General features: G+C 66.4%; 15 protein-coding genes and 1 tRNA gene. 6 read left to right on the forward strand and 10 right to left on the reverse strand.

The window, feature by feature from the left end; translation table 11 throughout:
• Nucleotides 1–40: 40 nt before the first annotated feature.
• Complete coding sequence (gene mutY / locus QTI24_RS14545; RefSeq protein WP_286601331.1) at nt 41–1,111, forward strand: A/G-specific adenine glycosylase; 1,071 nt, start codon at nt 41–43, stop codon at nt 1,109–1,111.
• Nucleotides 1,112–1,132: 21 nt separating this feature from the next.
• Here the strand turns inward: mutY and rapZ are convergent, their stop codons facing one another.
• Genes rapZ through QTI24_RS14560 form a run of 3 tightly spaced genes read right to left on the reverse strand, consistent with a single transcriptional unit; the run spans nt 1,133 to nt 4,585 of the window.
• Entirely contained in the window at nt 1,133–2,008 is an 876-nt protein-coding gene (rapZ, locus tag QTI24_RS14550; protein ID WP_286601333.1) for an RNase adapter RapZ, read from the reverse strand.
• Nucleotides 2,005–3,687 carry a DNA repair protein RecN gene (recN, locus tag QTI24_RS14555; RefSeq protein ID WP_286601335.1) on the reverse strand — a complete coding sequence of 561 codons (1,683 nt, stop codon included), beginning with the start codon at nt 3,685–3,687 and terminating at the stop codon, nt 2,005–2,007. The genes rapZ and recN overlap by 4 nt, the downstream gene beginning before the upstream one ends.
• A 1-nt stretch (nt 3,688) precedes the next feature.
• Entirely contained in the window at nt 3,689–4,585 is an 897-nt protein-coding gene (locus tag QTI24_RS14560) for an NAD kinase (RefSeq protein ID WP_286601337.1), read from the reverse strand.
• Nucleotides 4,586–4,613: 28 nt separating this feature from the next.
• On the opposite strand from QTI24_RS14560, the gene hrcA reads away from it, so the two are divergent.
• Entirely contained in the window at nt 4,614–5,618 is a 1,005-nt protein-coding gene (hrcA, locus tag QTI24_RS14565; protein ID WP_286601339.1) for a heat-inducible transcriptional repressor HrcA, read from the forward strand.
• A 399-nt stretch (nt 5,619–6,017) separates the two neighbouring features.
• Here hrcA and QTI24_RS14570 read toward each other — a convergent pair whose 3' ends face one another.
• The gene (locus tag QTI24_RS14570; RefSeq protein ID WP_286601420.1) at nt 6,018–6,407 is read right to left on the reverse strand and encodes a hypothetical protein; all 390 of its coding nucleotides are present in this window, start codon (nt 6,405–6,407) and stop codon (nt 6,018–6,020) included.
• Between QTI24_RS14570 and QTI24_RS14575 the strand changes: the two genes are divergently transcribed.
• On the forward strand, nt 6,327–9,392 hold the full coding sequence (locus tag QTI24_RS14575; protein WP_286601417.1) for an ATP-binding protein: 3,066 nt from the start codon (nt 6,327–6,329) through the stop codon (nt 9,390–9,392). The genes QTI24_RS14570 and QTI24_RS14575 overlap by 81 nt on opposite strands.
• 4 nt (nt 9,393–9,396) lie before the next feature.
• On the opposite strand, the gene QTI24_RS14580 is transcribed toward QTI24_RS14575, so the two are convergent.
• From QTI24_RS14580 to QTI24_RS14600, 5 genes are read right to left on the reverse strand one after another with little or no spacing between them, the layout of a single operon-like run.
• On the reverse strand, nt 9,397–11,268 hold the full coding sequence (locus QTI24_RS14580) for a hypothetical protein (RefSeq protein WP_286601340.1): 1,872 nt from the start codon (nt 11,266–11,268) through the stop codon (nt 9,397–9,399).
• A gap of 15 nt (nt 11,269–11,283) precedes the next feature.
• A complete protein-coding gene (locus QTI24_RS14585; RefSeq protein WP_286601341.1) occupies nt 11,284–12,486 on the reverse strand; it encodes a saccharopine dehydrogenase NADP-binding domain-containing protein in 1,203 nt (400 codons plus the stop codon).
• Nucleotides 12,487–12,516: 30 nt separating this feature from the next.
• Nucleotides 12,517–13,581: a polyprenyl synthetase family protein gene (locus QTI24_RS14590; protein ID WP_286601342.1), complete on the reverse strand. Its 1,065-nt coding sequence runs from the start codon at nt 13,579–13,581 to the stop codon at nt 12,517–12,519.
• A 10-nt stretch (nt 13,582–13,591) separates the two neighbouring features.
• Nucleotides 13,592–14,398: a hypothetical protein gene (locus tag QTI24_RS14595; RefSeq protein ID WP_286601343.1), complete on the reverse strand. Its 807-nt coding sequence runs from the start codon at nt 14,396–14,398 to the stop codon at nt 13,592–13,594.
• Entirely contained in the window at nt 14,395–16,647 is a 2,253-nt protein-coding gene (locus QTI24_RS14600; protein WP_286601345.1) for an NAD(P)-binding protein, read from the reverse strand. Before QTI24_RS14600 ends, QTI24_RS14595 begins: the two co-directional genes overlap by 4 nt.
• 340 nt (nt 16,648–16,987) lie before the next feature.
• Between QTI24_RS14600 and QTI24_RS14605 the strand changes: the two genes are divergently transcribed.
• Nucleotides 16,988–17,064, forward strand: a tRNA-Arg gene (locus QTI24_RS14605).
• Between the two features lie 87 nt (nt 17,065–17,151).
• Here QTI24_RS14605 and QTI24_RS14610 read toward each other — a convergent pair.
• Nucleotides 17,152–17,988 carry a hypothetical protein gene (locus tag QTI24_RS14610; RefSeq protein ID WP_286601347.1) on the reverse strand — a complete coding sequence of 279 codons (837 nt, stop codon included), beginning with the start codon at nt 17,986–17,988 and terminating at the stop codon, nt 17,152–17,154.
• Nucleotides 17,989–19,001: 1,013 nt separating this feature from the next.
• On the opposite strand from QTI24_RS14610, the gene QTI24_RS14615 reads away from it, so the two are divergent.
• Together QTI24_RS14615 and QTI24_RS14620 are read left to right on the forward strand one after the other, a co-directional pair.
• Entirely contained in the window at nt 19,002–19,736 is a 735-nt protein-coding gene (locus QTI24_RS14615; RefSeq protein WP_286601349.1) for an ABC transporter ATP-binding protein, read from the forward strand.
• Complete coding sequence (locus QTI24_RS14620) at nt 19,736–20,449, forward strand: ABC transporter ATP-binding protein (protein WP_286601351.1); 714 nt, start codon at nt 19,736–19,738, stop codon at nt 20,447–20,449. The genes QTI24_RS14615 and QTI24_RS14620 overlap by 1 nt, the downstream gene beginning before the upstream one ends.
• The last annotated feature ends 10 nt before the right edge of the window (nt 20,450–20,459 follow it).

Consider the following 20,459-nt stretch of genomic DNA (forward strand, 5'->3'; position numbering starts at 1 on the left):
CCGGCGGCCCGGCAGAGCCGGTTCCGCGGTATTTCTGGTTTTGAGCGCGTCGGGTTCGGCGCGCGCGCAGGCGTTGGCGCCGGTTTTTTCGGGACGCATCGTCGGGTGGCAGCGCAGCCATGGGCGCAGCGAGTTGCCTTGGCAGAACACCCAGGATCCCTATCGGGTCTGGCTGTCGGAAGTGATGCTCCAGCAGACCCAGGTCAGTACCGTGTTGGGGTACTTCGCGCGCTTTCTCGAACGGTTTCCGACGGTGCTGGAGCTGGCCGCCGGAACCGAGGACGAAGTCTTCGCGCTATGGAGCGGGCTGGGCTACTACAGCCGCGCACGGAACATGCATCGGTGTGCGCAGGGCGTCGTCGCGCGCTTTGGCGGGGAGTTCCCGCGCACTGCGGCTGAGCTTCAGACCTTGCCGGGTATCGGCCGATCGACCGCTGCGGCGATCGCTGCTTTCTGCTTCGGGGAGCGGGTTGCGATCCTCGACGGCAACGTGAAACGGGTGCTCACGCGGCTGCTGGGCTTCGACGGGGATCTGTCTTCCGCCGCGCAGGAGCGCGCCTTGTGGAATGAGGCCACCGAGCTCTTGCCGCTGGCGCCGCAGCGGAAGGCGATCGCGCGTTACACGCAAGGGCTGATGGACCTGGGCGCGACCGTCTGCCTGCCGCGGAAGCCGAGTTGCATCATTTGTCCGGTCAACGACCTTTGCGCGGCGCGGCAGGAGGGCACACCGGAAAAGTATCCCGTCAAGACGCGGAAGCTGCAGCGCAGCGCTCATTCGTTCTGGATGCTGCAGGCGCGCGACGCCAAGGGCCGCGTGTGGCTGGAAAAGCGTCCGTCGCAGGGAATCTGGGCCGGCCTCTACTGCCTGCCGATCTTCGAGACTCGGGACACCTTGCTGGAAGGGCTATTGCCCGAGGACCGCGAGACCGCGCGCGACGACGTGGCCTTTCTTCATGTGCTCACGCACAAGGATCTCCACCTGCATCCGGTGTCCGTCGTCTGCCGTGAAGAGCGGGCGCTGGGCGAAGCCGGCGGATGGTTTGACGGCGACCAATGGCCGGTGCTGGGCCTGCCTGCACCGGTACGCAAACTGCTCGCGAACGGCGGCTGAAAGCCGCCGCCGAGCGGGCCCTCAAGCCCCGTCGAGTTCGCGATGGCGCTGGAGGGCCGCCCACTTCGCGCCGAACCCGCGGGCCAGTTGCTCCACCAGGAATACCGAGCGGTGCTGGCCGCCGGTGCAGCCGATGGCCACGGTCACGTAGCTGCGGTGGTCCCGCGCCAGCGCATCGAGCCATCGTCCGAGAAACTGTTCGATGTCGGCATACATGCGGGCGACGTCGTCATGCTCGCGAAGCCAATCGATCACCGGGGCGTCACGGCCGGTGAGGGGGCGCAACGCGGGGACGTAGTGCGGATTGGGCAGCATCCGCACGTCGAACACATAGTCGGCGTCGAGCGGCACGCCGCGCTTGAATGCGAAGGATTCGAAGACCAGCGTGAGGGTGCTGTCCGGCGCCGAGATCAGTGCCTTGACGTAGCTCTGCAACTGCGCCGGACGGATGATGCTGGTGTCGATGACATCCGCGCCATCGCGCAGGTCGGCGAGCAACTCGCGTTCGAGTTCGATGGCCTGGACCAGCACGCGTTGCTGCTCAGGTGCGTCGGTACGGCCTTCTTGCCGCGAGAGGGGATGGCGACGGCGCGTTTCCGAGAAGCGGCGGACCAGCGCATCGGTGGTCGAATCGAGGAACAGCGAGCGCAACGAAACGCCTTCGCGCCGCAGCCCTTCGAGCTGCTGCGGAACGAGCGGCAAGGAAACGCCGCTTCGCACGTCCATCGCAATCGCCACGCGTTTGGCTTGCTGCTGCTGTTGCAGGGCAATGAAGGGTGCCAGCAGTTCTGGAGGCAGGTTGTCCACGCAGTAGTAGCCAGCGTCTTCCAGTGCGTGAAGGGCCACGGACTTTCCGGAGCCCGACATGCCGGTGATCAGCACCAGCTCCAGACTCATGGCGATGTCTCCGGTGTCCTGCTGCCCAGCATCTCGCGCGCGTGCGCCAACGAGGTGGCGGAGACGCGTTCGCCGCCCAGCATGCGCGCGATCTCCTGGGCCCGGTCTTCGCCTTCCAGCACCGACACGCCGCTTTCCGTGCGAGGCCCTTCCTTGCCCTTGACGCTGGTCTGCCGCTTGGCGACCACGAGGTGATGATCCGCGCAGGCGGCCACTTGAGGCAGGTGGGTAACGGCCAAGACCTGCCGGTCGCGGCCGAGTTGCTTCATGAGCCGCCCCACGGTTTCTGCCACTGCGCCGCCAACGCCCGCATCGACTTCGTCGAAGATCAGGGTCTGCGCCGCACCGAGCTCGCTGGTGGTGACCGCGATGGCGAGCGCGATGCGCGACAACTCGCCGCCGGACGCCACCTTGCCGATCGAACGCGGCGTGCTCCCCGCGTGTCCGGCGACCAGGAAGGCGATGTCTTCGAGCCCGGAGCGGCTCGGTTGGGCCAGCGGCTGCAGCTCGACTTCGAAACGACCGCCCTTCATGCCGAGTTCCTGCATGGCCTGGGTCACTGCCTGGGCGAGTCGTGGCGCGGCCTGCTTGCGTGACTTGCCGAGTGCCTTGGCTTCTTTCATGTAGGCCTGCTGCGTCGCTTGTTCCGCGCGCTCCAGTGCGTCGAGGTCGCTCTGGGCATCCAGCGCCTGCAACTCCGTCTGCCAGCCGGACAGCAGCGCCGGGAGCTCTGCAGGCGGGCGCCGGTACCTGCGGGCCAGGGACATCCAGAGGCCCATGCGTTCGTCGAGTTCGGCGAGCTTTTCCGGGTCGGTGTCGGCCTGGCGGAGGTAGCTGTGCAGAGAGTGCGCAGCATCGGAGGCCTGGGCCACGCTGGAGGCCAACACCTCCCCGAGCGCCTTGAACTCAGGCTCGATGTGCTCGCAGTTCTGCAGCACCGTGACGGCTCGACTCAGTGCGGCCAGCGCGCCGCTGTCGTCATCTTCGAGCGCACTGCACGCGCCTTCGGCTGCGTCGATGAGCGCCTGGGCGTTGGAGATGCGGGTGTGGCTGGACGACAGTTCTTCCCACTCGTCCTCCCCGGGCGCCAGCTTCATCACCTCGGCGACTTGCCATTGAAGGCGTTCGCGCTCTCGTTGCAGCGAATCTTGCGCGGAGCGGGCGGTTTCCAGCGTCGAGATCGCTTGTCGCCAGGCCTGCCATGCGCTGTCGAGTGCCGTGGTGCTCACGCCGGCGTAGGCATCGAGCAGGCCACGCACGGCTTCGGGCCGTGTGAGGCTCTGCCATGCGTGCTGGCCGTGGATGTCGAGCAGGCGGTCGCCGAGCTCGCGCAGTTGTGTCGCCGTGGCGGGGCTGCCATTGATCCAGCCGCGGCTGCGCCCCTGGAGGTCGACGGTTCGGCGCAGGAGCAGGGCGTCGCCCGCTTCGAAGCCGCCTTCGTCGAGCCAACCGGTCAATGTCGGGTCGGCGTCGAATTCCGCGCTCACGTCCAGCCGCTCGGCGCCCTCGCGCACCGAGCCGGCATCGGCGCGATTGCCCAGCGCCAGTTGCAGTGCGTCGATCAGGATGGATTTGCCGGCTCCGGTCTCGCCGGTGAGGACGGTGAAACCCGTCGAGAGATCGAGCTCGAGTGCTCGCACGATCACGAAATCGAGCAAGGCGATGCGGCGCAATGCCATTTCAGGAACCTCCTTCGTTCCAGTGCAGTTTCTTGCGCAGGGTATCGAAATAGCTCCAGCCCTTGGGGTGCAGGAAACGGACCCGGTATTCAGAGCGGCGCACCACGACCCGGTCGCCGATCGCCAAGGATGCCAAGGACTGCATGTCGAAATTCGCGCTGGCGTCGCGCCCGCCCACCAGCTCGATCGAGACTTCGTCCTCGTCCGGCAACAGGATGGGGCGGTTGGAAAGCGTGTGCGGTGCAATCGGCACCAGCACCCATCCCGGTACCGCGGGATGCATCAGCGGGCCACCGGCCGAGAGCGCGTACGCCGTCGACCCGGTGGGCGACGCGATGATCATCCCGTCGGCGCGCTGGTTGGCCACGAAATGGCGGCCGACCGTGACCCGCAACTCGACCATCCCCGAGGTGGCGCCGCGGTTGACGACCACGTCGTTCATCGCGAGCGCGTCGAAGACCGACACGCCGTCGCGAATCACCTGTGCCTGCATCAGGCCGCGGTGGTCTTCTTCGTATTCGCCTGCCAGCATCGGGACCAGCGTTGCCTGGTAGTTGTCCAACGAAATGTCGGTGATGAAGCCGAGCCGGCCCCTGTTGATGCCGATCAGCGGAACGCCGTAGGGGGCGAGCTGCCGCCCGATGCCGAGCATGGTGCCGTCGCCTCCGACCACGAGGCCGAGATCGCATTCCTCCCCGATTTCCTCGACTGTCAGTGCCTTGTAGGGCCCGACCTCGACTTTGTCACTCTGCGACCGCTCGACAAACACCGTGCAGCCTTGCGCTTCGAGAAAGGCGCCGATGCCTTCCATGACGTTGTCCTGCGCACCACATTGCGCCCGGGCACCGGAAGCCTGGTATTTACCTATGAGGGCGACGTGCCGAAAGCGAGGGGCCATCTACAAATTACAACATTAAAATTGCCCGATGCTGGACGACCGCGCCAAGTTGCTGCTAAAGACTCTCGTCGAGCGCTATATCGCCGAAGGGCAACCTGTGGGCTCGCGCACCTTGTCGCGTGCATCGGGCCTGGATCTCTCCCCTGCGACGATCCGCAACGTGATGTCCGACCTCGAAGGCCTCGGCCTCATCGCCAGCCCGCACACGTCGGCAGGACGTATTCCGACGGCGCGCGGCTATCGGCTTTTCGTCGACACCATGCTGACCGCGCAGCGCGAGCAGTTCTCCACGCCAAGCCTCGCGCCCGATCAGCCGCAGAAAGTGATCGCGAACGCCGCAAACCTGCTGTCGAACCTGTCGCAGTTCGTGGGCGTCGTGATGGCGCCGCGGCGCGCATCGGTGTTCCGCCAGATCGAATTCCTGCGGCTGTCCGATCGCCGTCTGCTCGTGATCATCGTGTCGCCCGACGGCGATGTGCAAAACAGGGTCATTTTTCCGGAAGCCGACTATTCGCAGTCGCAGCTGGTCGAGGCGTCGAACTACATCAATTCCCATTACGCCGGCCTGTCGATCGAGCAGGTGCGGGACCGCCTCCAGTCGGAGGTCGAGCAATTGCGCGGCGAGATCGCGGCGCTGATGCAGGCGGCAGTGCAGGTGAGTTCCGAAGTACTCACCGAGGCGCAGGACGAAGTCGTGATCGCCGGCGAGCGCAACCTGCTGGCCGTGACCGATTTTTCCAGCGACATGAGCCATCTGCGACGCGCGTTCGAGCTGTTCGAGCAAAAGGCGCAGCTGATGCGCCTGCTAGATGTATCGAGCCAGGCGGAGGGCGTGCGCATCTTCATCGGCGGCGAGAGCCAGGTAGTGCCTTTCGATGACCTGTCGATCGTGAGCGCGAACTACGAGGTCGACGGACAGGTGGTCGGAACGCTTGGCGTCATCGGCCCCACGCGCATGCCGTACGAGCGAATGATCCAGATCGTCGACATCACGTCGAAACTGGTCACCAACGCGTTGAGTCACCGCAAGTAGGGGCCTCGTCGGCGCTCGCGTGCGCGCTATAGAATGCGTCGCAGTGGGCCGTTAGCTCAGTTGGTTAGAGCAGAGGACTCATCGAAATGGTGACCCCACCGTGAAAACGATGGTGGAAAAACCGGGTGAATTCAGGGAAACCGTCAGTCAGTTGTTGACCCGGCAATCCTGAGCCAAGCTCACTGAAGGCAGATCGCGAGATCGGTAAGTGAGAAGGTGCAGAGACTAGAGTGCGAGGAGCCAGTCCGATAAGCATTCCTCGAGCGCCCGGCACCCGAACGAACGGAGAAATCCGGGCGAGGGTGGTGAGATAGTCCAGGGAATAGGGAAACCTATACAAACCTGAATCCTTTGGTCGTTGGTTCAAGTCCAACACGGCCTACCACAGTGATTTCGTCGTCAATCCGCGACGACGCGCCTATTCTGGAAGCCGGCACGGCAGCGCAGCCCGGTGCGCCCCTCGACAGGGCGCGCAACTTGAGCGAGGATGTAAGGAGAAACTCTTACTGACAATTCTCCGTATGCGCCATGCCGCTCCAATGCCGACAATGCCAGCGCACTAATCGCGATGACGCGAGCTTCTGCGACTGCTGCGGACGCCGGCTTCGAGGCGGTGCCGCGGATGCGGCGTCGGAATCCACGGTCGAACTCCGCTACGGGACTTTCGTCTTCTGCGACCTTGTCCATTCGACCGCGCTCGCCAATCGTATCGATCTCGAAGACCTGCGGCGTGTATTCCGCTGGTTTCGCGAGCAGGTCGACCTGGTGGCGCGCCACCACGACGGCCATCTGATCCGCTTCGTGGGCGACGGCGCCTTCCTGTCCTTCGGGCTGCCCGAGGCCAGTGAGGATGCCACCGAATCGGCGGTGCGCGCGGGTCTCGCGCTGGTCAGCGCCATCAGCACGGGGGAGGCGCTGCCTGGCATCTCGCTCGCGTTGCGCGTGGGCATCGCGTCGGGCACGGTGGTCTTCGGCGACCTCATCGACGAGGCCGTGGTCAAGGAACAATCGGTGGTCGGCTCGGTGCCGCACCTGGCCGCACGCCTCGCGGCGACGGCGCCGCAAAACGGCGTCGTCATCGCCGACAGCACGCGCCGCGCCGTCGGCCGCTTCTTCGAGTGCCGTGACCTCGGCAGGCTCGACCTCAAGGGCTTCGATGGTGGCGAGCGCGCCTGGCTCGCCGTGGCCGAGACACAGATCGCATCAACCTTCGAGGCACGCCGCGGCTCGGGCTCGTCGCATGAACTGGTCGGACGCGAAGCGCCGCTGGCCCTGCTGGCCGACGCGTGGAACCGCGCCCGCGAGCGCCACGGCGGCGCCGTCGTCATCAGCGGCAACGCCGGCATCGGCAAGTCGCGGCTGGCCCGGACCGTGCGCCGCCGCGCGCAACGCGACAGCGCCACGCTGGTGGAAATCGACTGCACGCCGCGCACGCAGAATACGCCGCTCTATCCGGTCAGCGTGCTGATGCGCCGGCTCGCAGGCATACGGCCGCAGGACACCGATGCCGAACGGCTGCGCCGCGCCAGCGAGTTGCTGCAAAGGAAACAACTCGACGACGCGCTCATCCCGAACGCGCTGCGCTACCTGAGCCCGATCTTCGGGCTCGCCGCGGTCGACGAGGACGCCTCCGAGGAAAGCGCCGAACGCGTGCGCGAACGCACGATCACGCTGTTGGTCGATCTGCTGGCGTCGATGGCCGGCGACGCCCCTCTTTTCATGCTGTGCGAAGACGTCCATTGGGCCGATGCGTCGACGCTGCTGGTCATCCAGCGCCTGTGTGAGCGCCTCGTCGACTTGCCGGCGCTGCTGGTCGCGACCTTGCGCGGCACCGTCGCGATCGAATTGCCGAACTCGAACAGTGTTGCGCTCGGCGCACTCGACGACGAGACCGCCGCCGCGATGATCCGCTCGTTGACGCGGGCCGATGCGCTGCCCGCGCCGATGATCGAACGCATCATCGCGCGTGCGGAGGGCGTTCCGCTTTATCTCGAGGAGCTGTGTCAGGGCGAGTTCGATGCAGCCACGCGCACGGAGCGCGCGAGCGCCGGTGCGAACCGCGACCACGCCGTGCCGCCGATCATCCAGGCGAGCATCGAAGCCCGCCTCGATCGCTGGAGCGATATCAAGTCGATCATCCAGGCCGCGTCCGTGATCGGCCGCGACTTTGCGCTGCCGCTGCTCAGTGAACTGGTGCCCGAGCGCCGCCGCGAATTGCCCGACGCCATCGCGCGGCTGGTCGATGCGGGCCTGCTAGTGCAGAACTTCGACGTGCGCAGCGGCCCGATGCGCTTCAGCCATGCGCTGATCCATGACGCGGTCTACCAGACGTTGCTGCGCACCGAACGCCAGCGGCTGCACGCGCACGTGGCGCAACTGCTGGTTCAGCATTTCGACGGCCTGCCCGAGTCTGCGCCCGACGTCGTCGCGCAGCATCTGGCCGCGGCGCTGCGCTTCGAGGAAGCGATCGGCTGCCTGATCACCGCGGGCGTGCAGGCGTCGGAACGCGCGGCCTACCTCGAATCCGCGAGCCACAGCCGCAGCGCGCTCGCGCTGCTCGACAAGCTCACGGATCCGCGCGTGCGCACGCAGTACGAACTCCAGCTCCGGGTACAGCTCGGCGTGGCGATTGCCGCGACACAGGGCTACGCTTCGCCCGAGGTCGAGGCCACCTACCGCGCGGCGCGCGAGCTGTGCCGCGACGACACCGACCCGGCCATCACCTTTCCGGTCGTGCGCGGGCTCGCGACCTTCTACTTCGTGCGCAACGAGCAGAACATCGCGGACGAGATGTCCTCGCTTTGCGTCGAGACGGCCGACCGCTCGGCACGCCCCGAATTCATGATCGAGGCGCTCACCGTGCGCGGCTACACCGACATGTACCGCGGCCAGCTCGAAGTGGCGCAGCAGGCGCTGGAGCAGTGCGCGTCGCTCTATCGCCTGCACCAGGGCGAACGCTTCCGCTACCCGTCGGTGCAGGATGCGGGCACCGCGGCGCTGTCGATCCTGGGCATGGTGTGCTGGCTGCGCGGCGACGGCGCTGGTGCCGACCGTAGCGTGGCGCTGGCGATCGAGCACGTCGAACGCCTCGGCCGCCCCTTCGACAAGGCCTACGCGAACTGCTTCATCGCGCAGCAGTTGAACGTGCAGCGCCGCCACGCCGAGGCGATGCAGCACGCCGCCGTGAGCGTCGAGCTCGGCACTCGCCACGGCTTTGGCACCTGGCTGGTGTGCGGTCTGATGCAGCAGTCGATCGCCGCGGCGGCGCTCGGCCCGTCGCCCGAAGCCGTGAGCGGCCTGCGCCAGGCCATGGGCGCGTACCTCGCGGCCGGTGCCCAGGCAGCCGTGCCCTTCTTCCTGTGGGGCCTCGCGCTCGGCCTGCGACAGATTGGCGATGCCGCCGGCGCGCAGGCCGCGCTCGCCGAAGGCCTGCGAAGCGTGCGCTCGACCGGCGAGGTCTACCTCGAAGCCGAACTGTTGATATTGGCGGCCGAGCTCGAAAGCTCTGACGCGCGCGCAGAGCTGCTCCTCGCCGAGGCCCGTCGCGTCGCCGTACAGCAGGGCGCGGCCACGCTCGCGCTGCGCGCGGTGCTCACGCTGCTGCGACGCCGTGGCTTGAGTTCCGACGACCCGCACCGCGACCTGGCCGCATGGCATGTGCTCGAAGCGCGGGCGCCTTGCCCGATCGACCAGGGTTGGGCCAGCACGGCGCTGCTCGGCGCGAGCCGCTGCCTCGACGCGATCGAATCGACGACGACTGCCCTGGCGCGCTGAGGCCTCACCAGTCCAGTCCGTTCTGGATGCTCAGGTCCATCGAGCACTTGAGGCGGTACCAGTCACCGGTCGGCAGGCTGATCTCGAGCATGTTTTCGCTCTTCAGGAGCTTGCACAATCGAAACCAGCCGTCGTCCTTGTCCACGCCTTCGTCCCCGTCCACAGCTTCGTCGTCGTCCACACCTTCGTCCCCTTCATCCTCGTCCACACCTTTGGCTCCGAGCTTGAGGACAGCGACGCCAATCGGAAACTGTGCCTGGACGTCCTTCAGCGTAAAGCCGCCGTTGATCCACGTCTTCGGCAGGTCGCGGCCGTCGACCGGCGTGACCTGCACGCTGCGGTAGCGATTGAAGCCCTCTTTCATAGCCTGGCGCGCGAACGACCGGCGAAAGTCGACATCGCTGAAGTCGACCTGCCGCCAGCGCGAACTGGTGAATACCGAACTGTTCAGGATGGCGTCGATATCGACGCGATCGAAGCGGTCGTCGTCGATGCCACCCGCGGGGTACTGGATGTCGAGGAGCGCCTTGGGCTGCGAATCGTCTACATGTTCGAAGCTCGGCGGCACGCGCACACGGACGATACTGGTCAGCGGCTCGGCCTTTTCCTCGCCCGGCCGCTTGCCGTCCCTGCCGACGGGGTGGAAGTCATGCTGATCGTCCGGCGTCGGCCGTTCGTCGATGCAGAACTCAGCGATCTCCTTCTTGAAGCCCTGCATCTCGCGGCCGACGTATTTCGACCACGGGTTGTCGACGAAGATCGCGGGCACATACTGCGCTGCGTCGCGCGCCTGCGAGCCGTCGTCGTCGACCTTGCCCACCAGCAGCCTCACGATGAGTTCGTGCTGCGCCATGGAGTCATCGCTCTGCAGCGGCGCCAGCGGCTCGAGCGACCGCATCCTGCCGTAGCGCAGCAACTCGATCACGACGGTCGGTGTCGAAACGCGATAGCTGAAGTCAGTGCAGATGCCGCTCAGCTTCCGATGGAAGTTCAGGGCGTCGGCGAGCGCCTGGAGCTTGGGCAGTGTCCGCTCGGGCAGTTCCAGTCGAAAGCCGACGATCTCGACTTCCTCGAAGCGAAATCTTGGCCGGCCGAACACGCTGTCGGACGTCTGGCGCTGGGGGGGAACGCTCTTCGACGGCGGCTCGACACCGTGGGAGGGCTGCGGCACCTCGCTGTCGCGAAGAATCGACTGGGCCGAGTCGACCAGTCTGCCCGCCGAGAGCGCCGCCAACGCAGGCGTCGCACCTTGCGCCTCGATGATCGCGGCGAGATCGGGATAGGCGGCGGCCTGGACCTTGATGGCCGCCTCGTTCCTGGCCGGCGACCGAAGGTCGCTGCGCTGCACCTCCCAGGGCGCCGGCCGCGTCAGCACGTCGCGCGTCTGCTGCGCAACATCGGGCGCGCTCAGGAACTGCGCGTACCAAGGCTTCGGTGAACTCTCCGGGTCGGATTTGCCATAGGGGCCCGGATCGACGCCCTGGATCTCGATGAGCGGTTGATCGGACAAGACCACCGGGTTCAAGCCGACGCGCGTCGGATAGACAGCGGCATGCACTTTCAGATGCCCGCCGCTCAACTCGATGTGAGCCTCCAGCATCGGAATGCCGAACGCGCAGAAGCGGTTGCACCAGCCCGGGTCGTTCGAGTAGGCGAGCCAGCACGTGAACTGGGTCGGCGAAGCCAGATCGTCGGCGACGGACAACAGGAGCGCCAGCCGCCCCTGCGCCTGATCATCGCGAATGATCTCGACCGCCAGCGCCCCGGCCCTGCCGGCATCGATGGCAGCGCGCAACGCGAGGTCGGCCGAGCGCGCCTGACCCTGCAGGCTCGCGGGGTCCAACGGCATCGTGGCAATCCAGAACGAATGTGACATGGCGCCCTCGCTTGGCTAGGTGTGAGCGACGGCCTTCGACCGGCGCTCGGTTCGGCAGCCCATCAGCGGACTGTCCAGTCCCTGGTCGATGAGCGGTTGCCACAGGCCAAGCACATCGGCGGGGGTCAGCCATCCACCGGGCGACTCGGCCTCGGCGACCTTGCGCGCGACGGCGAGGGCGAGCCGCGCCGTCAGCTCGTAGGGGTCGCCGGTGACGATGCACCAGTCGACGACGAGTTGGCGGTAGCGGTCTTCGATCTGCAGCACGACGCGATGCGAATTGTCCGCGCGCTCCTTCGCGTCGGGGCCCTCTGGCAGCATGTCGATCTGCCAGCGCGTGAGTTCGCGCAGGATCGGCAGCTGGTAGCCGACGGCCCCGACCGCCGCCGCGTGGTAGGCGAGGCGCATCGTGGTCGGCATCTCGATGTACGACTCGATGCGTTCGAGCCTGACTTTGCGGCGTTCAGCCGTATGGCGCGCCGTGAGCGTGTCGATGAGGTTCGCGGCCGAGGCGATGCGCAACCCGCTGCCGTGCTTCGGCTCGCCGCCGCCGAAATCAAAACTGCGTTCGAGTTTGCCGACCGGCGCATGCGACAGCACGAGCCGCGGACTCTTGCTGTCCGGTACGCCCCGCGCGACGGTGACCTGCTCCCGCACCATGCGCATCATGGTGCGGGCACTGCCGCGCGAGAGGTACTTCATGCGCGCGACCGCGATGCGCGCTATGCCGAGTTCGTCCGCCAGGCCGTTGCCTTGAAGGTCGTGGAGCGCGGTGTCGAGCATGAGGTCCGACAAGGTCGCGGTATGGCCCGCGCCGCACACCAGCGCCAACCCGCGGCTCTGCGCAAAGTAGTGCAGGTCGTCGAGGCGCTTGTAGACGTCGACCTCGCCGTTGATGTCGACGTAATGGCATCCAGCGTCGAGCGCCGACTTGGCGAGGCGCTCTGCCGTCTGGTCGAAAGGACCGGCAGCGTTGATGAGCACGTCGAAGCCATTGAGCGCGCGCACCACCGACTCGCGATGGTCGAGGCTGAAGGCGCGGTAGTCGAGCTGGAGGTCTTCGGCCAGTTCCGCCAGCGCGCGCCGGTCGCGACTGGCGAGCACCAGCTCGCAGGGGCGATGGGTCTTCGTACGGTTGCCCCAGCGGCGCGCCGCCTCGGCCGCGATCAATCGGCCCGAATAGCCCGTAGCCCCATAGAGCAGGAATCGATTGGCCATCGGCTGTCCCTCCAAGACAAACGTCGTCAGTCAATGCAGGCGCCGCAGCACCCATGTGATCAGCGCCCGAACGAACTGCAGGTCGCGGCCTTCCGGCCTGCCGTGGAACGCCCCTTCGAACTCGTGCAGCGCGGCGCCCGCGAGGCCGCGCGCCACCTGCCGTGCATGCTCCATGGCGCCGGTCTTGTCGAAGAGCGCGCGCACCCACGCGACCTCCGCCGGCGTGCGGCGGGCCCGCGGCCGCGCCAGGAAGCGCTGCAGCCGACCGCGCTCGGCGGCCGTCGCCTTGCGCATCGCATGGATCAGCATCAGCGTGCGCTTGCCTTCGAGCAGGTCGCCCGCCAGCTCCTTGCCGTAGTCGGCGCCCGGCTCGAGGTTGAGCAGATCGTCCTGGATCTGGAACGCGGCGCCGAAGAAGAAGCCGAGGCGGATGAGAGGGTCGAGCGGTGCACGCCCGCGCGTCCCGATCAGGCAGCCGATGCGCAACGGATGGATCGTGGTCAGCCAGCAGGTCTTCTTGAGCACCATCGTGAGATAGCCCTCGTCGTCGACGTCGCTGCGGTTGTCGCGACGCCAGCCGAGCTCCAGCGCCTGCCCCTCGGTGGTCTCCCACGCCATGCGCTCGGTTTCCTCGAAGATGCGCATCGCGAGCGTGAGGCCGAGGCGGCGCACGTTGTCCTTCAGCGGTCGCAGGCTCAGCAGGCCCAGTGCGTCGCCCGCGTTGAGCGCCAGTGGCAATCCGTGCAGCGCATGCAAGGTCGGCGTGCCGCGGCGCTCGTCGCTGTCGTCCTCGATGTCGTCGTGGATCAGCAGCGCGTTGTGCAGCAACTCGATGGCGACGGCCGATGCGACCGCGTCGTCGGCCGTCGCCCCGAAGGCGCAGGCCGAGGCGATGCACAGGCTCGGGCGCAGCATCTTGCCGCCGCGCTGCGGGTAGTCGGCGATCAGCTCGTGCAGATAGGAGCCGGGCTCGGTTTCGGGCAGGTAGGCACGCAGGTGCTTGCGCGTGAGCTCGCCGTACTGGGCGAACATCTCGTTGACGAGCCGGTCGTCGGCTTCGGGGTCGGCAAACTTGCGCGTGTCGTTGAAGCCCATCGCCGTGTCCTCAGAGCTCGATCTCGATCACGCCGACCTGCTCGTTGTCCGGTTGACGGCAGACTGCGGCGCGCCAGCGGCCGGGCGGATGCTCCTTGTCGGTCTCGATCCGCAGCCGCAGCTTGTCGGCGGCGACCGCCGAAAGCCAGCCCGTGAGTACCTTCGTCGATGCGTCCTTGAGGTGGTAGAAGGCCAGCTCGACTTCGCCCGCCAGTGCGCCGTCGGCAAGGCTCAGGCTGCAGACGGTCACCGCCCGTTTTGCGCTGCCGGACACGTGCAGCACCGACACCGCGAAGGCCACCGCGGCGGGCGGCTGGATGTCCTCTTTGGGAGGACGCGGAGAGTCCTTGCCCGCCTTGCCGCGCTTGCGCTCGCCGTCGTTGGCCTTCTCGTCGTCCTTGTTCAGGCCGAAGATGGAACCGACCATGCGGTATTCGGCCGAGAGCAGTCGCTTGACCGGGCTGCCCGGCTCGGCGGCCGAATCCTCGAGCCATTGAAGCCCGGCGAGCAGCGCCTTGCTCGCCAGCCGCTCTGCCGAGTCGAGCATCTGGCCCGGGTCCCCGCTGCCCTGCCGCTCGGCCGCGCTGCGCAGGCGCCGCGCAACGCGCATGCCGCGGTCGATCTGCGAGTCGACGACGCGATAGCCCATCTGCACCGCGGCGACCACGGCGTCCTCGGTGGTCTGCAGCGGAACGCCGCGCAGGAGCTTGCCGCGGACCTGTCGATCGGCGCTGCGGTAGTAGCCGCCGAATGCGCGGTTGGGCCCGAGCGCCTCGGGCTCTTCGCGGACCCAGCGACCGTTGGCATCTTGTTTCATGGATGGTCGTACCCCACGATGTCCTCGAGCGCGGGAAAGCCGCAGATGGCGTGCGAGGCGAGCATGCCCGACATCACGGCCGCCTCGATACAGCCTTCGTTGAAGCCGCACTCCGTCCAGTCGCCGGCGATGGTCATGTTGATCACCGACGCGTCGAGCGGCGAAATGCGATGTTCGAGCGACCCGGGCAGCGCGAGCGTGTAGCGGTCGGAGCCAAGGAAGTTGGCCTGCACGTGCTGCGCCTTAAGGCCCTCGGAACCTAGAAGCTGGCCCTTCTCGTCGACGAGGTGGTCGAGGGGCGTGCTCTCGAGATTGCCCTTGTCATCCCTCATGAACGCGTCCGGCCACAGCGGCTCGACGCGCTTGACGAGCAGCTCCTGAAGGTTGTCGCGCACCATGGCCTCGATCTCCGTGGCGTTGTAATTCTTTGCCTTGATCTCGGCATCGCTCAGCAGCCCGACGAAATAGGAGACCGATCGGGTCGCGTCGACGTCCGGCTCCTTGCCCATCTGCTGGCGCCAGGCGCGTTCCGCGGCGAAGGTGTGCGTCATGTCGGCCCACGACTCGAAGGGATGCTCTAGCGCCGACACCAGCGCCGAGCCGCGACGCCAGCCGAGGTCCTCGACGCTCGTGTCGAGCCAGACCTGCGCTGCCTGCGTGCCCACGGTCTTGACGTGCTTCTGCATCTCGTTCCAGCGCTTCAGTTTCTTGAACAGGCCGTCCTTGTCGCGCTGGCAGATGACACGGAAGTCGTCGATGCCCATTGCGAACACGACCACGTCGAATTCCTTGTCGTAGTTCAGCGTGACGGACGACGTGTCCGCCTGTGCGAACTGCGCCGGCCGCTCGTGGTACCAGCATCCGGCGTCGTCGAGAGGCTCGAAGCCGGCGAGGCCCGCCGCGCTGCCCGGGGTTTCGAAGCGCATGCTGGCAACGTGCACGGGCTCGCCCTTGAGGGGCTCGCCGACGAAGCGGATGTCTTCGAGCTGGTGCATGAACTTGAAGTCCACGCCCCGGTCCTTGAGCACCCGGTACAGCGGCGCGAACACCGTGTCTCCCATGCCCGAACGCATGCGCCAGAACAGCGCACCCCGGTAAGTGAAGAACATGCGCAACGCGCCGCGCAAGGCTTGTCCCGCCGCGAGCGCGGGCTTGTTGCGATCGCCCTCGCGGTAGCAGAACGCGAGGTCGTACAGGCCGGTGACGAAGGGCGACTCGACCGAGCTGCGCATCGCGCCGTGCTTGATGAGCCAGTCCTTGCAGTCGATGTGATTGATCGCGTCAAGGCCGCGCGAGTCGAACAGCACCCGGTCGCGGTACAGCCCGACGACGATCGTCATGATCAGATCGATGATCTCGGTCTTGCGGCGAAGCGGCTCGTCGATGCCGACGAGATCGGTGAGCTGCCGTCGCGTCTGCGCGGCCAGTGCCTCGATGAAGGCCAGCACCGTCGAAGTGAATTGCGGCGCGGGATCGCGCTCACGCAGCCAGTTCTCGAGGATGGTTGCGCCTTGAAGCACGCCCGCGGCCGTGGTCAGCGTGCCAACGCGCAGCAGCTTCGCCATGCGGTCGATCACCACGCCGGGCGAACGCACCGCGTCGAAGCCGAAGTCGAGCTCGATCGACTCGTCGAGCGTCGAACGCGAGCCCTTGGGTGACACGCCGGAAGGCGGCGCAACCACGCTGTGTATCAGCGCCTTGCTCAGTCCGATGCAGCGCGCGAGGTAGCCGGCCAGCGTGAAGGGATTGGTGCGATCGTCGAGCTCGGTGCCAGGCAGCCCCTTCATCGGCGGCAGCATGCCCGACCAGGCCTCCCATTGCCCGCTGCGGTTCTTGGTCGCCACTCCAATGTGCGGCTCCGGAAAGAAGGCGTCGTCGAAGGACTCGTGTGGCAGCGGCTGACGGGCCTTATCGTCGTTGCACACCGGCCCCCACGGGGCCTTGCGCACCTCGTCGTAGCAGTGGCGCATCATGGCGAAGGCGTTTTCGTAGAAGCCGAGCCAGATGTGCAGGCCGTGCTCCCGGATGCGGCCCGAGCCGTCCCGTCCCGACGCGCCCTTGCCGCCGAGGCGCCAACTCTGTTCGTAGACAGTGATCTTGAAGTCGGTGCAGTCGCCGTTGCCCTTGCCAGCTTTGCGATCGGTCTCGGCCTGCGCCTTGGTCAGCGCCAAGAATTCACTGATCTGCCACGCCGTCGCGATGCCGGCGCATCCGCCACCCACGATGGCCACGCGGATCGGCGCTGTCATGACGTGACTGCCGTGTGAGAGGCAAGAGATTCCACTTGGCGCACCTTTCGTAGACGCCGAATCGAATTAGCCTTGGGTCTGCGTGCAGGATTGCGCCTGGAGGGGCTTGAATCTGCGGCCGCTGTGTAATTCGGCGTCGCATTCTTGCACGCTGTTGCATTTTTGGGCAGTTCCGGATCGACGAAACGTCGCGCGTCATCAACGCAGGGGAGGGCACCAGGCGTGGGGGCGTCACGTCCCTGAGACGGTTGCAGCGTTGAGCCTTCACGCGCCGTTCGAGGTGCATGAAAATTGGACGACTGGAAGCAGGTCCAAAATGCATGCTATACTCGCAAGCTGTGCGGCTGTAGCTCAGTTGGATAGAGTACTTGGCTACGAACCAAGGGGTCGTGGGTTCAATTCCTGCCAGCCGCACCACTCTTCAAAATGGCCTAGAGGTTTTCGACCTCTAGGCCATTTTTCTTTGGCGGATCCTTTCGCGCGTGCACGCAGGCCCGTCGCCGCTCACCCCATCAACATCGGATTGCGGCGCGCCTCATCGATGCGGCGCTGGCGCACCGCTTCGCGGCATTGGCCGAGACGTGCGGCCCCGGGCTCCGCGCAGCGGTTGTTGACGCACACGGCGCGTGCCAGGAAGCCCTTGGTGCTGCACCCCGCCAGAAGGTCCTGGCTGTGACGGGCCGATCCGACCGCAGCCTCCTTGGTGCGGCCCGGAGCCGACTTCGCCGCGCGGGGGAGCGGCACCGGCACCCCAACGTTCGATGCGCGGTCGCCGCTTTCTTGTTCGGGCGCCTGTGCCTGCACTTCAGGCGGAACGGCCGGCAACGCGACGCGCCCCGCTTGCTCGTGCCCGATGGTGATGTTCTTGCTGGCCAATAGGTCCGACACGATTTTTTGCTGTGGAGAGACCACCGCGATGGGGTTCAGCGCCGCGCCTGCAGCAGGCGCGGGGACTGGCTTGGCCAAGGTCGCGGGAGGCTCATGGTTCTCGAACTGCAACTGGTGCCATGCGGCGAAACTGATGAACAAGAGCAGCGGCGGTATCACCACCATGGTCAAAACGCTGCGCAATGCACGGGCGTCGGAGGACGAAGTCCTGGCTGCCTTCACTGGTTCGGGCGACGGCGCTTCGTCGCTGGGCGGGGTCAGCGATCCACCACAGGTCGCGCAACGAACCGCATCGAGGCTGTTCATCGTTCGGCAGAACTCACAGGCAACGAAGTCGGACTCTCGGTGCTGAACGAACATCTTGAAGAAGTCCCCCACTTGCGCGTAGGCAACGGCTTGCACCGTCACCGGCCACTTGGCGGGCCATACCGAATTCGCGGTGGTCGCATACATGCTGGACTCCTTTGGAGATCGGTTGAGAAACCCGCTCCTGGCGGAGCGGCACGCGGAGCCCTTGAAGGGTAGAACTCGCAGGCGGCCAGTCAATGAGGAATACGGCACCCCAGCCAGGTCGCGACAGACACATCGGACGCCTTTCTCCTACGGTGCGTGCGCGCCACTTGTAAGACTGCGCCTGAATCTGGTAGCCAAGAAATGCTGAGGGGAGCGATGGCCGCAGCAACACTACTGAGGAAGTGGCCGCGTCCGCGGTCGCACCGTGCCCGCGGGATAATGCGCGGCGGCCACGCCAGGGGCCGCTTGGGACGTCGATGCATAGGCCCAGCCGACACAGGCCGGCGGCGTTCACAGCCTGGCGCTCATGGGGACGATCACGATGAGTTCATTGCACATGTTCCTGCCAGCATCCGAGCCCGCTCGAAGCGAGGCCTTGGCCCAGTTGAAGAAGACCCATCACATACCGCGCCATCTCGTGAGAGGCACCTCGCGCGCGGATCTGGGCAAGCGTGGGCTGGCCGTATCGGACGAGATCCCGCAAAGCCAGCAAGAGGCACCTCCCCAGGAACAGCAGACATCGGATCCCTCGCCAGAACAGGCGAGTTGAAGCTTCCGCCGAGGTCGCGCAGTGCGCAAACGCGAACTGCCGATACCCGGCAAGGACGAGCCCCCACCAGAGCCGGTGCCGGGTCAGAACGAGCCGAACCCGCAAAAGCCCGATAGCGACGAACCGAGCCTTCCGAGGCCGTTCGATCCTGAGAGCCCGAATCTCCAGCCAACCGAGTGAGTCGGGAGGGGAATTCTTGCCCACCCGTCACCTATGTGACAGCAAGGGTAAAGCCCGCTTCGAAATATTTCAAAGCTCGGTATCTTGATGTATCCGTCGGCATCGAGCTTTCATTTCAGGCAGACAAGATCGTCCGACACCGGCCGCCGACCCACCGCGCAAGGAGTCGAACATCGTCTCGCCTGCCAACCGTGCTGAACTGCTCCGTGTCGATGGCGTCACCGTGCGCTTCGGCGGGATCACGGCCCTCGACAAGGTGTCGTTTTCGGTCTCGACCGGGCACATCGTCGGGCTGATCGGCCCCAACGGTGCGGGCAAGACTACGCTCTTCAACTGCCTCTCCCGGCTCTACGCATTCAGCGAGGGGCGCATTCTTTTCGAAGACCGTTCGCTGGTCGCCACGCCGGCCCATGGCATCGCGGCGCTCGGCATCGGGCGCACTTTCCAGAACCTGGCGCTGTTCCGGACCATGACGGTGCGACAGAATATCCTGCTCGGCGGGCATTGCCGAACGCGCAGCGGATTCTTCGCGAATGCTGTGCGCTTGCCGTGGGTGCGGCGCGAAGAGCAGGCGCTGGGAGCACATGCCGACCAGCTCATCGATCTGCTGGATCTGCACAGCGTCGCCGACACCCGGGTGATGGATCTGCCGTTCGGTACCCAGAAGCGCGTCGAACTGGCGCGTGCCCTGGCCAGCCAGCCGAAGCTGCTGCTGCTCGACGAACCCGCCGGCGGCCTCAACCATGAGGAGGTCGGCAATCTCATGGAGCTGCTGCGGCAGGTGCGTGACCGGCTCAAGCTCACGATGCTGCTCGTCGAGCACCACATGAACCTCGTGATGCGGGTGTCGGACAAGGTGGTTGCGCTGGACTTCGGCCGCATCATTGCCGATGGAACCCCGGCCGAGGTGCAGGCCGACGCCGAGGTAATCCGCGCCTATCTGGGGGGCCAGGCCTGATGGCCGCGCTGCTCGAAGTGCGCGGCCTGCACGCGCAGTACGGTCCGAGCAAGGTCCTGCACGGCATGGACTTCGGCGTGGAGGAGGGCGGCATCACCACCATCCTCGGAGCGAACGGCGCGGGCAAGACCACGACCCTGCGCGCTGTCTGCGGCATGGTGAAGACGCAGGGCGAGATCGTCTTCGCGGCGACGCGCATCGACGGACGCTCGACCGAAGGCATCGTCCGCATGGGTGTGGCCCACGTGCCTGACGGGCGCGGCACCTTCGTGAACCTGAGCGTCGACGAGAACCTGCGCCTGGGCGCCTACACGCGGCGCGACAAGTCGGAGGTGGCCGCAGACTTCGAGCGCGTCTACGACTACTTTCCGCGTTTGAGGGAGCGCAGGCGCCAGCAAGCCGGAACCTTGTCGGGCGGCGAACAGCAGATGCTGGCTGTGTCGCGTGCGCTGATGCTGCGGCCGCGCCTGCTTTTGCTCGACGAGCCTTCCTTCGGGCTCGCGCCGCGCATCGTGCAGGAGCTTTTCGAGATCTTCCGCGAGATCAATCGGCGCGACCGCGTCAGCATGCTGCTGGTGGAGCAGAACGCGGCGCTGGCGTTGAACCTGGCCGACCAGGCCTACCTGCTGGAAACCGGCCGCGTCGTGATCTCGGGCACCGCCGAGGCCATCCGCAGCGATGAGGCGGTGCGGCGTTCGTACCTCGGCTACTAGCCCCCTCCAT

This window comes from Variovorax sp. J22P240 (assembly GCF_030316855.1).
Classification (GTDB): Bacteria; Pseudomonadota; Gammaproteobacteria; order Burkholderiales; family Burkholderiaceae_C; genus Variovorax.